Here is a 13903-nt window from a genome sequence, read left to right on the forward strand (position 1 = left end):
CAGAATATAGAGTTTCGTGTAGCAAGAACTCAGGACTAGCGATGTTCTTTGTGCCAATACTTATAAATTGCATAAGCTAAAGTCACCACTCCTGTCACGATCGCCGATTCATCTACTTCAAACTGAGGATGATGTAACGGGTAGTTGAGTTTGTCGGGATAGCCTACACCCAGGCGGAACATGCTGCCAGGTGCATGTTCTAAATAAAGAGAGAAATCTTCAGAGCCTAGAGAAGGCTCTAGTAAAATCTGTACGCGATCGCTCCCCCAAGCCTCATGAGCAGACGCTTCTAGCAACTGAGTTAGAGCTGGATCGTTCTGGACAGAAGGCACTCCCCGACGATAGTGCAGTTCGTATTTGGCACCGTAGGTTTGGCAAACATTGGCCACAATTTGCTCAATCCATTCAGGTAGATTGGCACGAGTTTCGGGATGGAGCGATCGCACAGTTCCTTGAAGTCTTACTTGGTCAGCGATCACATTAGGAGCCCGTCCACCGTTAATCTGGCCGAAGGTGAGGACGACGGGACGAAGTGGGTTCTGGGTGCGACTAATCGCTTGTTGCAAGTTAGTCACGACTTGAGCCGCAATCCAGACCGCATCGATCGCTTCATGGGGACGGGCACCATGTCCCGACTCGCCCACAATCAGAAGCTCTAAATCATCAGCCGCCGCAGTCAAGGCTCCATAGCGAATGCCGACAGAACCCGCTGGAATGGAAGGAAAGACATGAACAGACAGAATCGCCGTAACCTGGTCCATAACGCCGTCCGCCACCATCCAGCCTGCACCTTGAGCAATTTCTTCTGCTGGCTGAAACAGAAACCGTACTGAGCCTGGTAGAACGCTGGCAAGCTGAGACAGCACCATTGCCGTTCCCAAACCCACGGTGGTATGGACATCGTGACCGCAGGCATGCATGATACCAGGCTGCCGCGAAGCAAATTCCAAACTGGTACGCTCCTGAATGGGCAGAGCATCCATATCTGTCCGAATCGCTAGTAAGCGTGGGTCAACTCCTTGACCTGAGAGTTCACCTACGACCCCGACTTTACCGACTGCCTCTTGTACATGGAGTCCAGAAGAGGAAAGAACTCCAGCAACATAAGCAGCAGTTTGATATTCTTGGCCGCTTAATTCTGGGTGACTGTGCAGATGGCGACGAATTTCGATTAAGCGAGGGGCAAGGGTACGCGCAATATCTTTAATCTGACTAAGCATGACAAAGGGGCATGACAAAGGGCGGTGCTATGGCTTTCTGGTTGGAGCCAGAACGAGAAGACTATCAAACTGCTGTTTTTCTGGTGTAGCAGAGTTGGAAGCACTAATGCTATAAACTGTGCCGAGCCAGCGCTTGACTTCCCTCATTTCTGGGGCATTGCTGTAAGGCTGAAATAGGCCGTAGATAAACGATAGGGAAGCTCCCATGTTCGTATAAAAATAGCCTTGGTTGGGACGGGAAAAAGAGTCAGTCGCGGTTTTGAATGTGCGGTTTTGGTTGAGGGGTAGATAGGGCTCCGGGTTGAGCGCCTTCATAGAGCCAAGGCCAGTCGTTACTACCAACGTATCTTGATCCACCCAACTGTGAGCAAAGAAACTTTGGCGATCGCCTGCTTCTTCCAATTCCCAGCTAGTGACAGGTTGTCCTTCAATGGTACGAGTTGCAATGTTTAAGAAGCCACCGAGTTGCGACTTGACAAACTGGTCAAACTTTTTCAGGGCAGCTTCAGCAGCAGGGCGATCGCTAGTCTGCATCACTAAACCCACACCCAAGTCCAGATTGGGATAAAGACGGCTAAGGGGGCCTTGGTTGCTGGGAAACAGAAATGCTGCATATTCCCCATCCATCCAGGGTAGCCAATCGCGCTCCAAATCTAAACCACTCAGACTCCGGATACTATCCCGAATCACCTTTAAAGCTGGCTCTAGGGTCGGTTCCATTTGAGTAACGTCTACGACCGACTGCCATTGCTGCTTGAGATTACGGCTGCTACTGACTAGAAAAGAAGCTCCAGGCATCCGCGTCAGGATCTGGTCAGCGTTGGGAGTGAGAGCGTCGGCTTTGGTCGGTTGAGGCGTTTTGTAATAAGAACTAATTTGGGTGCGAACTCCCTCTGGCTGTAACCAAACATAGCCATCAACTGTGCTGTAATCTTGGGCCAAACGTTCCAAGCCAACGTTCAACCCTTCCATTGGTACACCTTCCATTGGCACAGGATGGGGTAACTCGGAAGCCGCTTTTAATCTGCTAGGAAGAGAAGTTTGCGGCTGAGGAGAAGCGGGTTCCTCTGTCGGCGGTGTTGCAGGAATGGGGAACTTGGGTTGAGGAAAGCGGGCAATCTCAGCGATGTTGCCATAACCTACCAACAGCGATCGCTGAAACTGCGGATGCTGCATCGTGCGCTGAAACTGCGGATTTCTTGCTAAAGCTGGGCTGTTGCTACTACGGGCATCGATTAATTGTTCGATCGCTGCTGAACTGGTGGCTGTCACCAAGTAACCAGGCAAGACGGCGATCGCTAGACCTGGTCGAGCATTAGGAATAGAAGGAATTGGTAGCGCCCCTCCGGGAACTGGAGGCAGGGGGAGAGTCGGTGTCGGCCCAACCGCTTTGAGTTTAGAAAATGCCTGATGGGTCTTAGATGGAACTTGAGAGCCCGGTTCGCTCGGTTGAACTGGCTCCGCAGGAGGAGCTTCTGGGATGTCTTCTGGTGCCGACTCCGTTTCTGGCTCTGGAATACAAGACGGATCGGCTGCATCGTCACAAAGCGCTGGCTTTTCAGCAGGCCATTCCCACACCGTTATACCTTTATATTGCCGCTCAACCGGGAGTTGACCACGGGACACTTTGAGTTTGTCTAAAAAAGTAGTGAGTCGGCTGGCGTCTTTGATGGGAGCGATCAGGAGGGTACGGTCGGCATTGATAGAGTCTGAATGAGGCCCTGAGCTGTTAGCTGGATTACTCTCTAAGTGAGTGTACGGCATGAGCGCGATCGCCACTCGCTCCCCTAACCAAGGCTGCACATCAGCGGTCAAATCTAGACCTAGGAAAAGCGAAGGCAATCCTGCTAAAAACGGCCCCGCTTCTGCAAACAGCTGAAACTGAGTCAGGGTTGTCCAAGCTTCAGTACTCGTGTTGACGAATAGCACTCCTGCAACATTGGCAGGTAACGTAGCGGTGATAGAGGCAGAAGACTTGGCAAGATCAATATTAGGTGGAGAGCTGGGTTGCGCAATTGCCCGACTGGAACTAATCGCTAGCAGTGCAAGAAAGGATAATGCGACACGCTGTAGCAAAGTTTTCTCCACCTTTTTTGGTTCACAGACTAGTCTATTACAGCTAGATTTAGCAATTCGAATACAACTGGTTCTTCTCAGAGTTTAGGTGGGAATAATGACACCATCAGTCAGGATTTGCAGCCTCAGGATTTGAAGCTAGATACCTGGCACCGACTAATGAGATTGCTGGAGACGATTATGATGTTGAAGAGCGAGCCGAACCGTATGCCTTATCATGGCTGGCTCCTTGAGGTCATCCCCTATGGTGATTCGTTCAAATTCGATGCGTATCACCCCAGTGTGCCGGGTGGTATGAACGAGGGAGAAGCCTACACTAGCTTTGCAGCTGCCTTAGTAGCAGGTCGTCACTTTATCGATCGTGAAGTTGCCATTCAAGCCTTACTAGATGTACTTGGCTGCTTGCTAGAAGATGAAAAAATTAGCTGTGATGAATACTGGAGCTTAACTAGCTTCTACTAATAATCCAGCATTGGCTTTTAAGGATCAGATTGCAGCTCTTGAGGTTGCAAGTAAGCCACCATCTGCTGAATGCCTCTCTGGATGCGTCGGGTCACCGTCATGGGGCTGACCTCAATCCGCTCTGCCACTTCTTTGCGTGACAAGTCACTGAAGTACACTAGCTCGATCGCCGCTCTGGTCTTGTCTTCTAGCTGGCTCAGCGCTCGCTGCAACTGCTGGCGATCTTCTTCGAGCAACTGCAAGGTCTGGTAGTGAGCATCGGGTATCATGTCGCCGAGAGTCACTGTGGAGTCTACTTGTTGCGAAACCGTAGCATCCAAGCTCAGCAAGGAGCGATTCTTCCCTGCGAGTTTGATGTCGCGCCACTCATTGACCGAGACGCCTAGCTCACTGGCGACTTCTGCGTCCTGAGGCTGCCGTCCTAAATCTTTCATCAACGCTTCGCGCACCTTCTGCCCTTCCTTCTGCAAGTCTTGCCAGCGCCGAGGAATCTTTACCGTGTTGCCGCGATCGCGGAGGAAGTGGAGCATCTCACCGCGAATGTAGGGAACGGCGAAAGAGCTGAAGGCACAACCTTGGGAAGGATCGAAGCGCTCAATGGCGCGGATGAGACCGAGATGACCGATTTGTTCCAGGTCTTCGTAAGGTTCTGCACACTGATGGCTGACTTGGTGAGCAATCTTCCGGACCAGTCCTGCGTTGAGGCGGACGAGTTGGTTGCGCCGAGAGACGGAGGGATTCTGGTGGTAGGCGACCAGGAGTTCCATGACTTGAGAGCGGGGAGAAGATTGAGTAGCCATCACACAGAACCTTGCATCAGAGTTGAACTCATTCTCCCTACGGCAGCCAAGCTGAGCTATCGTTGTTTCACGGTACTCCTTTATGGAACCCTTAAAGGTATAGGCGGAAATACGTAAGGGCGACTCAGCAGATTCAAGGAGGTTGCTTTTCTAGTCTGCTGTACAGCCTTTTTATGTCTTTGCAATGCAAATATTTAAGTTTACAAGTTAGTGAAATGCGAGAAAACTAGATCTACGTCACAATGGGCGTAGTTGGACTCTATTGTTGGTGGATAACAAGGAAGTTTTATGAGCAATACTAGTAACTTCCGCAATGCCATTCGTGAGGCCAAGACGCAAGCGTTAATTGGTCCAAATGTCATTGCTAATGCTCTGCCTTACCTAGGGGCGGGGTTGCTCTTGACGGCGTTGGGTACCTACGGGGGCTTACAAGTCTTCAGTGCTAACCCAAGCTTATTCTTCCCCACATTTTGGGGCGCTCTCATCCTGGAGCTTATTCTATTTTTCGTAGCGCGTGGAGTTGCGGAGAAGGGACAAAACGGTGTTGCCTTACCCCTACTAGCAACCTACAGTTTACTATCTGGCTACACCTTGACAGGGCTGGTAGCTGTGGCGTTGGGGACACCTGGCGTAGGTTTACCAGGCATGGGTTTTGCTGCGCTCGGCTGTGGAGTTACCTTCATTGCTGCTCGGCAAATTGGCTCCAACCTGTCTGAACAGGATGGTTTTGCTCTAGCCCAAACGGTTCGTCTTGGCGTTATCGCCTTGCTGGTGGTACTGGTGGGTCAGCTTCTTTGTAGCTTCTTCGGTATCTACACCCCGACTTGGCTCGAAATTGCTATTTCTGGTGTTGGGGTATTGCTGTTTGCTGGGGTGGCGGTTGTAGATTTTTATGTTCTACCCCGTACCTATCGGAATGATCAGTATTTGCCCGCAGCTTTGTCGATGTATCTGACCTACATCAACTTGTTCGTCTTTATCCTGAGACTGCTGATTGCGATCAATAGCCGCGACTGATGCTGCGGCATTTCTGAGTGTGTCAACAAAATTGAACGCTTAATTTTAAGAGCTGGGGTCTTTGGGGCCGCAGCTTTTTATTTAGCAGTTAGAGTGCTGAGGCATCGTAGAGTGAGAAGCAGAGCTAAACGATGAATGCGATCGCCAACTCTCGCTAAGATGAACTATGCAACCTTTTGTGGTTCAGGAGCTAACGGTTACTGTCTATGGATGCACTAGAGATTAAACGCGAAATCGAAACGTTGTCTAAGCGCCTGGGTAAAACCCAGGACTATCTTTGACGTTCCAGCCTTAAATGCCAAGATTCAAGACTTGGAGCAAATTGCGGCCCAACCAGATTTTTGGGATGATCAAACCCAGGCTCAAAAAACTCTGCAAGACTTGAATGATCTCAAGTCTCATATTGAGCAGTTGGAGCAGTGGAAAAATAGCTTAGAAGATACCAGGGCTATCCTGGAGTTGCTAGAGCTAGAAGCAGATGAAGCATTACTGCAAGAGGCCCAGACTAATGTTTCCCAACTGAGCCGCGAACTCGATCAGTGGGAGCTGCAACAGTTGCTCTCTGGCCCCTACGACTCCAAAGGTGCAGTCTTAACGATTAATGCGGGGGCTGGCGGCACCGATGCTCAAGACTGGGCTGAAATGCTGTTAAGGATGTATACCCGTTGGGGTGAAGACCACGGCTATAAAGTCCATTTAGCAGAAATCTCGGAAGGAGATGAAGCTGGAGTTAAGTCAGTCACGCTAGAAGTGGATGGCAAATACGCCTACGGTTACCTCAAAGTCGAGAAGGGCACCCATCGTCTCGTCCGCATTTCTCCCTTTAACGCCAATGACAAGCGGCAAACTAGCTTTGCGGGTGTAGAAGTAATGCCAATGATTGACAGCTCTGTGCATCTAGAGATCCCAGAGAAAGACCTGGAAATTACGACCTCGCGGGCAGGAGGTAAAGGAGGTCAAAACGTCAATAAAGTGGAAACAGCGGTAAGGATTACCCATATTCCGACTGGTATTGCGGTGCGCTGTACACAGGAGCGATCGCAGCTCCAAAACAAAGAAAAAGCGCTGGTGATCTTAAAGGCAAAACTGCTCATCATCGCTCAAGAGCAACGAGCCAAAGAGATTGCAGATATCCGAGGAGATATGGTAGAGGCGGCTTGGGGCAACCAAATTCGCAACTACGTCTTCCACCCCTACCAATTGGTGAAGGATTTACGAACTGGCGTGGAAACTACGGCGATCGCAGATGTGATGAATGGCGAGTTAGACTTCTTCATCCAAGCCTGTCTGCGCCAAGACAACCAAATGGTAGAAAGCCAGACGGCCTAAAAATGTTTAGCCCCTTCTCTCGTAAATAAACGGGAAGGGGCTAGATCTTAATTCTCTTTAACTGACTCCGAGATTAGATGACTCCGGGGCCTCTGCCGCGATCGTCATGCTCCATCGACAGTTGACCTTCCTTGTCTTGATTGGCCTCGGTTAATTCTCCACTACGTTCAGCTTGTAGTTGGGCTTCTTTTTCTCTTAAATCCCCTGGCTCATTCACATACATTTCAGGCTCAACCGCGTAGTTATTAATCAGGCCTTCTTTATCAGTGGTGTAGCCGTCTGTTGTTCTGACACTGCCACCATCAGTTTCATCATCGTTTCTAGCGTGTCTCTGGCTGTCTTCAGTGGGGTGTTGCTTAAATGCGCTGCCTTCTCTTTCTTTACGCGCTGCCGTTTCTGCTGGAATGATACCGCGATCGTAGGTATCTACCTCTGCACGTTCATGGCTATCTGCGGCATTTGTGTTGGCTGTTTTATTAGAGTTAGTTTGATTATTCATGAGTCTATCCTCAATCAAAATAAAAAACGTCAGCTAAACAAGCTCAGCATAGTGTCGTTAGCTACCAAAGAACTATTGATCCAGGGATAGAGAATATATTTTTACTCCATTCGAAAGGTGTAAACCTGTTGATGGATTGCTGATCTTTATCCACCAAATTCCAGAAAACAAGAAGAACTATTCTGCGATCGCTACCTTTGGAAATATTGATCCCACATATCTCCATCTGGGGATAGATTATTCTCCTGTTTCAAGTAGAAAGTGCGAATCAAGAATTGAGTAGAGTCGCTGCTTTGGTGGTTAGTTGAGAATCGAGAACGAGCTTGCGAATGGCTGGGTTTGGCTGGTATCCTTTGCGAGCACTTAGCAGTAGCTGCCAAGCCGCCAGAGAGCTAGTAGCAGGTAGCAACATCTGGAGGGCATTGGTAATTTTTCTTTGTTTAACAGCAACTAACCCCCAATGTAGACGGAGATAGTTGCGAATATCTTGAATGGCTGGAATTGCTGAGCGGTATTTCTCGCTCACTAAGGCATGAATTTTTTCTTTCATAAGGATGTTGGTATTCATGCGAGTTTCCAGAGCAATCTTTTGGTCATAACCACCGGGCCAAACAGTTCGGTAGGTTAAACACTGATTGATAAAAAGGGCATCTCCGTACTGAGCAATTCTGATCCAAGAATCAATGTCATCACAACTGGTTAAGCTGGTATCCCAACCTCCAGACTCTAGAAATGCGTCTCTGCGGAAGGCAACCTGAATCGGAGTACCGAAGGGCACTTGTTCCAGCAGCATGCCGTAATGAATATCTTCTTGCGGGATGTAACAGACTTGTCCGGGTCCCACTTGTCGGGTTCTGCTTAGCTCCGTTCCCTTGTCATCTACTTGGACCGCTTGACAAGAGCAAATAGCAGCTTGTAGACGTAGGGCGATCGCCTTGCTCATTTCTTCAATGCAGTTGGGCGCTAGATAGTCATCGTCATCAACAGGTTTAATCCAAGTCCCTTTAGCAACTTTTACTCCAGTATTCACCGCCCCCGAATGGCCTAAATTGGCGGGATTTCGATGATAAATTACCTGGTTGCCTAAACTCCGCACATACGCTTCAGTGCCATCTGAGGAGCAATTATCTACAACGACAACCTCACAGGGGATCGTTTGGTTCAGGGCTGAGGCGATCGCCCGCTTCAAAAGAGATAGGCGGTTGTAAGTGGTGATCACAATGCTGAATCTCATAGCGGCAACCTGGAGTATTTTAATGAGTTAAGAAGGAACGAATTTGTTACCTAGCGCTAGGTTCGCTGAATCAGCTATGGCCTGTTTCGTTACACCGTCCTAACACAGTTACAACAAAATCCTTGCAGTATTAGCACTGGGGAGGCTGTACTTATAGGGACGCACTTGAGTTAGGGCAAAGTTATGATCAGTGACTATTCATAGCGACTCATAGCGACAAAGGCCTAAGTATCTTCACGGGAGCTTCTGTCCGATCTTCATGCAGTTGCAGAAAAAGAGCTATAGTTAGCGCTAAAATTTCACTGATTCTTTAAATTAGAGCCTAAATTGGGCTTAGGTACTGACAGTACCAACCCGTCCAGCCTAGCGATCGCCCGACCCAAAATATTCAGGGGTGAAGCTACCGTGCAAACCATAGGGTACATGATGCTTTAGCTGTAACCGCGCCACTGGGCCTTGATTGAGGTTGCGGGCATCTAAAATGACAACATCCGAACCCTCTCGCTTCGAGTCATATACCAGGGTCAGTACCCAGCCGTCATCCTCCTCACCTGCCATTTCAGTCTGCGGTAATCCTTGCTCGCTATAACCGGATCGAGGCACAAACACGGGTTCACCCACATAGCCGTGAGGTGCTGCGCTCCACAGTTGGCGATCGCTCGATTCCAAATCTACCTTCAGAATCGCTTGCAAAGGAGCATTGCCCGTGGCTGCATGAGCTGCGCCCAAATAGGCATAGCGGTAAGGACGACCTGCTTTCGATGGATGCACAAACGGAAACTCGCAACAACGACTTTCTAGGAGCTGTCGCTCGACTCGCTTGCCTTCAAGATCTAAATGGAACCGCCACAATTGACCCGGCGCTAAGCTAGCAAAATCGACTTCTCGGAAATCTGAGCCAGGTTTTACCTCTGGGAAGGCTCCGTAGCAAACCGAATCAATATAGATCGAGCCATCTTGCTCAAACGCATTGGCATGGTGAAATACAAATCCCGATTTGGTTTCTAAGATCTGCATCGCCTCTGAAGCACGTCGAGGAATCACCAAAATTCGAGTCGGATGCTCTGGCTGGAACTTGATGCACTCTGCGGCTCCGCGCCACCCCAAGGCAAAGGGTAAGGGATTGAAGTGCACCGGATTTTGAAAGAATATGCAGTAATTTGGTGTAATCGCAAAATCATGAATGAAGGCAAATCCAGGTACTGAGTGAACCGATTGCCGCACCACTTTACCGTCTGGATTCAGTTCGTAGACCGTAATGTTGGTCGATAAGCCTGGTTTAATCGCAAAGTTGACTAAACAGGGATCGCCACCGTCTTGAGCACAGCTGGGGTCAATCCAGGGGTGAGCCGCAAACGCCGACCCCGGAGACAAGACTCCATCTAAGTATTCTTTGCCTAAGGTCTCTAGCGTCTGAGGGTCTAAGCGGTGAGGTTCTGCCGCTTCCCACAAAGCCAGCAACTTGCCGCCCCAATAAATCACCTGTGTGTTGGCAATGTTTTTGAGGTTGAAGTCAAAGGCATTGGCGAGCCAGCCCCCTGGTTTTTGGGTACCAAACACGCCACGGTGCAGGATCTTGCCAGCTTTTTGCTCTTTCTGGAAGCCTTCGGTGCGAACAAAGCGATTGCGGAAATGGGCTTGGCCATCTTTAAAGGCGATCGCGCAAATCATGCCATCGCCATCAAAAGGATGGTGTAATGACTGACCATTGACATCTAGCAACCCTGGGCCATTGCGAAACAAAGTTCCCTGGAGTTCGGGAGGAATTTGGCCCTCCACCTGATCAATGCGATAGTCGTACTCCTTGGGTAAGGAACGATATCCCTTTTGCCAATCTTGGCGAGTGTAACCATCAATCGGGACAGTTGTGGCACGCTCTTGGAGCTGAAAACTCTGCATAGTTCGTAGTCAGCGAAAATTAATTAAACCGAGTTAAAAAGTTGAGAAGCAGAAAATCATCCATCGATGGTTTCTTCAATCGGCTCCCGCATCGCCTGCGGCACCCATTCCGACATCAAATCTGGCAAAAATGGCTGACCTAATTGCCTAGCGATCGCCAAGTCCCGTTCAGTGGCTGGTGCGGCTTGCAAACTTGCGGTGCCTGCTTCTGCCTTCGGATCAGCTCCTGGCAACCAACCTAAAAAGGGGAGTGGCAACAAGGTACTGAGATTAGTGATCAGCACCAGCAACCAGAGAGAACTGAAATTGGTTTCAGTAATCCCCAACCAATGCGTTAACACAGCTCCCAGTTCGTAGGACACTAGCCCTGCTAGATTTGTAATTGACATTAGCAAGGCAAATAAAGTCGCTTCCACCCCCGCAGGACAGAGACGTGCAGCCAAGACCAAGACGGGCATATAGGCAATTTGGCCCATCACCGTCAGAATCAAGCTATCGCCCAAGCTGAACCAATGATCATCAATTCCTAAAGCTCGGTTGGCGTGAGTTACTAGCAGCAGCATACTCATGCCCAACACAGCCGAGAGCAGCGTCGTCCAGCCAAAAAAGGCGCGAAACGGCACTTCTTTAAAAAAGCGCTGGAATAGCCAGATTCCTACCAAAGACGCCAGACTCGTGACCAACCGCACCCGCCCTAAGAACTCTGGCTGAAATCCCAGCTCATTCGTTGTGAAGTAGAAGAAGGCAGAATCAGCGGTTGGTGTGGCCTGCCAAAGGAATAGGAATGCAGTGGGTAGCCAAATTACCTTTTGGGTTACTGCTTGGCGCAGTTGTCCTAGTTGGTGCTTGACCACCGACCAGTTGGGTCTAGCGCTAACTCGGGACTCAGCAATTAGACCAGCTACCGCCGAGACGATCAGGGGAAATGAGGCAGTAATGGCAAAAATGGTGTGGGCATCAAAGCGCTGGAGCAAAGAGCCACTAAAGTAAGCGGTCAAAAGTCCACCTAGCGCTGAAGAGCCCCAACACAACGATTGTAAAGACCCCGCAGTACTCAACGACTCTTCGCGGGCTCGTTCTACCACCAGCGAGTCCACAATCACGTCGCTAACAGCCACGGACAAGGAAGTAAGGGCGATCGCGAGGGTAGCGGCCCAAGCCGTGTGCACCACCGTCGCTAAAGCAATCCAGGAACCAGCTCCTAGCACCCCCGACAAGATTAAGTAGGGGCGACGACGATAGCCAAAAATGGGCAACCCATCAGAAATAAAGCCAAAGACAGGCTTGATCATCCAGGGCAGCGCCGCAATTCCCATCAAAGCTGATACTTGCGCTGGGCCAATCCCTAACTCATCTTTGAGAAAGAAGCTAATGGCTAATCGAGCTAAGCCGACAATCCCTTGCACAAAGTAAACCAACAAAATGGCAATTAACTCTGCACTCGGCTCCTGCCCGAAGAAAACTTTTTCTGTAAAAGATGACTTGATTTTGGACCAACCAGATTCAGAAACAATCATTGATAATTTTTAATAAATATCAATGCCTACCATGATAGCCGTCTGTTCTCTAGCCTGTCTCTAAATCCACCTTGCGACCCATAAAGCTCAAGTCAGCCCTAGGGCCACATCCCCTCACTACAGTATGTTTGAGCAGGAGTAAGCAGGGAGTAGAAGTAATGGGAGCCTCTTTGGGTGCTGCGCCCAACCGTCGCTATGCAATTTTAGGAACAGGAGCGTTAGGGGGCTTTTATGGAGCCCGCCTGCAACAAGTAGGCACAGAAGTCCACTTCTTGCTCAGAAGTGACTATGAACAGATGCAGCAGCAAGGATTAGTCATCGAGTCGCCAGAGGGAAATTTCACGCTCCCTCAGGTCTATGCTTACCGCCGAGTCGAGGAGATGCCTTGTTGTGATGTTGTGGTAGTCGCTCTAAAAAGCACCCACAATCACTTGTTGCCAGCCCTCCTGCCTCCAGTGCTTAAAAAAGATGGCGTTGTCTTAATGCTGCAAAATGGCTTGGGCTTAGAGGCAGAAGTGGCTCAAATTGTGGGGACGGAACGAGTCCTAGGTGGGTTGTGCTTTATTTGTTCTAACAAAGTGGGTCCTGGCCACATTCGCCACTTGGACTACGGGGCCATCACCTTAGGCGAGTATGCAGCGAATTATCAAGCGGGGGGTGTCACAGATCGCATGTCCCAGATTGCTCAGGACTTTACCCAGGCTGGTATCCCGATTCACCTAGCTGAAGATCTACTATTAGCTCGTTGGCGCAAACTGGTTTGGAATATTCCCTTCAACGGCTTATCAGTGGTACTCAACGCCACAACTGATGCCCTGATGGCCGATCGCTACACCTATGCTTTGGTAGAGCAACTGATGCGAGAAGTTGCCCTGGGAGCAAAGGTTCAGAATCGCGCGATCGCCGATGATTTTATTCAAAAAATGCTGGACGACACGGTGAAGATGAAACCTTATCGCACCAGCATGAAAATTGACTACGACGAAGGCAGACCCTTAGAAGTTGAGGCAATTTTTGGCAACCCGCTCCGAGCTGCCCAAGCCGCAGGAGTTCAGCTACCGCAAATTGCCATGCTCTACCAGCAGTTGAAATTTTTGAGCGATCGCAACTACAAAACGCCTTTGGAACTAGGAATAGTGTGAGCCCGACGCGGATCGGTTTCTGTGGCGATCCGCAAAGCCCGGGCAAACGCCTTGAACGTCGCTTCAATAATGTGGTGGGAGTTTATGCCGTCTAGCTGGCGAATGTGTAGCGTCATCTGGCTGTGATTCACCACTGCCACAAAGAACTCTCGCACCAATTGCGTATCATAGGTGCCGACTCGCTCGGTAGGAATTTGTAAGCCATAGCTAATGTGAGGCCGACCGGATAAATCTAGAGCGACTTGGATTAAAGCTTCGTCTAAGGGAGCGAGGAAATTACCAAATCGAACAATCCCTTTGCGATCGCCCAATGCTTTAGCCAAAGCTTGACCGAGGGTAATGCCCACATCTTCGTTGGTGTGGTGGTCATCAATTTCTAAGTCACCCGTCGCTCGCACCTCTAAGTCAATCAGCCCATGCGAAGCAATCTGATGCAGCATGTGGTCAAGAAAAGGAAGACCTGTAGCTGCTACACAGCGACCCTGCCCATCCAAATTAATGGTGACATGCACATCCGTCTCACCCGTTTTGCGGCTGACAGAGGCGACTCGTCCTAACAATGGTGGTTCTAAAGACGCTCCGTTGGCCTGATCAAAGGCTTCGCGATTCTCCTGGGAAGACGTTTCATGAATGCTAGTCTGCATGGGCCTACTCAATACTGGGAAATAAAAACTGGGAAGTAGAAACTGGGAACTGAGGAACTATGAG

The 13903-nt window shown here is 49.7% G+C and carries 12 protein-coding genes; 4 read left to right on the forward strand and 8 right to left on the reverse strand.

The features are described 5' to 3' along the window. Positions 1 to 35: 35 nt before the first annotated feature. The gene (locus tag KME12_03500; protein ID MBW4486838.1) at positions 36 to 1220 is read right to left on the reverse strand and encodes an amidohydrolase; all 1185 of its coding nucleotides are present in this window, start codon (positions 1218 to 1220) and stop codon (positions 36 to 38) included. Between the two features lie 27 nt (positions 1221 to 1247). Next, a complete protein-coding gene (locus KME12_03505; protein MBW4486839.1) occupies positions 1248 to 3296 on the reverse strand; it encodes a DUF3352 domain-containing protein in 2049 nt (682 codons plus the stop codon). 180 nt (positions 3297 to 3476) lie between these two features. Here KME12_03505 and KME12_03510 point away from each other — a divergent pair, with 180 nt between their 5' ends. Beyond that, positions 3477 to 3758 carry a hypothetical protein gene (locus KME12_03510; GenBank protein ID MBW4486840.1) on the forward strand — a complete coding sequence of 94 codons (282 nt, stop codon included), beginning with the start codon at positions 3477 to 3479 and terminating at the stop codon, positions 3756 to 3758. Between the two features lie 17 nt (positions 3759 to 3775). Here the strand turns inward: KME12_03510 and KME12_03515 are convergent, their stop codons facing one another. Then, a complete protein-coding gene (locus tag KME12_03515; protein ID MBW4486841.1) occupies positions 3776 to 4558 on the reverse strand; it encodes an RNA polymerase sigma factor SigF in 783 nt (260 codons plus the stop codon). A 288-nt stretch (positions 4559 to 4846) separates the two neighbouring features. On the opposite strand from KME12_03515, the gene KME12_03520 reads away from it, so the two are divergent. Next, positions 4847 to 5575: a Bax inhibitor-1 family protein gene (locus tag KME12_03520; GenBank protein MBW4486842.1), complete on the forward strand. Its 729-nt coding sequence runs from the start codon at positions 4847 to 4849 to the stop codon at positions 5573 to 5575. A 206-nt stretch (positions 5576 to 5781) separates the two neighbouring features. Then, positions 5782 to 6904 (forward strand): peptide chain release factor 2 gene (gene prfB, locus KME12_03525; protein MBW4486843.1). Its coding sequence is split into 2 segments (ribosomal slippage): positions 5782 to 5853 and positions 5855 to 6904, totalling 1122 coding nucleotides; the frame shifts between segments, so codons are not numbered across the junction. Between the two features lie 73 nt (positions 6905 to 6977). Here the strand turns inward: prfB and KME12_03530 are convergent. The 4 genes from KME12_03530 to KME12_03545 all read right to left on the reverse strand — a co-directional run bounded on the left by KME12_03530 (position 6978) and on the right by KME12_03545 (position 12053). Further along, complete coding sequence (locus KME12_03530) at positions 6978 to 7403, reverse strand: hypothetical protein (protein MBW4486844.1); 426 nt, start codon at positions 7401 to 7403, stop codon at positions 6978 to 6980. 268 nt (positions 7404 to 7671) lie between these two features. Continuing rightward, the gene (locus KME12_03535) at positions 7672 to 8637 is read right to left on the reverse strand and encodes a glycosyltransferase (protein MBW4486845.1); all 966 of its coding nucleotides are present in this window, start codon (positions 8635 to 8637) and stop codon (positions 7672 to 7674) included. 363 nt (positions 8638 to 9000) lie between these two features. Beyond that, a complete protein-coding gene (locus tag KME12_03540; protein ID MBW4486846.1) occupies positions 9001 to 10536 on the reverse strand; it encodes a carotenoid oxygenase family protein in 1536 nt (511 codons plus the stop codon). Positions 10537 to 10592: 56 nt separating this feature from the next. Continuing rightward, positions 10593 to 12053, reverse strand: coding sequence for a folate/biopterin family MFS transporter (locus KME12_03545; protein MBW4486847.1), 1461 nt, complete (start codon positions 12051 to 12053; stop codon positions 10593 to 10595). 158 nt (positions 12054 to 12211) lie between these two features. Here KME12_03545 and KME12_03550 point away from each other — a divergent pair, with 158 nt between their 5' ends. Further along, positions 12212 to 13195, forward strand: coding sequence for a putative 2-dehydropantoate 2-reductase (locus tag KME12_03550; GenBank protein MBW4486848.1), 984 nt, complete (start codon positions 12212 to 12214; stop codon positions 13193 to 13195). Here the strand turns inward: KME12_03550 and hisB are convergent. Continuing rightward, complete coding sequence (gene hisB, locus KME12_03555) at positions 13162 to 13839, reverse strand: imidazoleglycerol-phosphate dehydratase HisB (GenBank protein MBW4486849.1); 678 nt, start codon at positions 13837 to 13839, stop codon at positions 13162 to 13164. The two genes, KME12_03550 and hisB, sit on opposite strands and share 34 nt — an antisense overlap. Positions 13840 to 13903: the final 64 nt, after the last annotated feature.

Source organism: Trichocoleus desertorum ATA4-8-CV12 (assembly GCA_019358975.1).
GTDB lineage: Bacteria > Cyanobacteriota > Cyanobacteriia > FACHB-46 > FACHB-46 > Trichocoleus > Trichocoleus desertorum_A.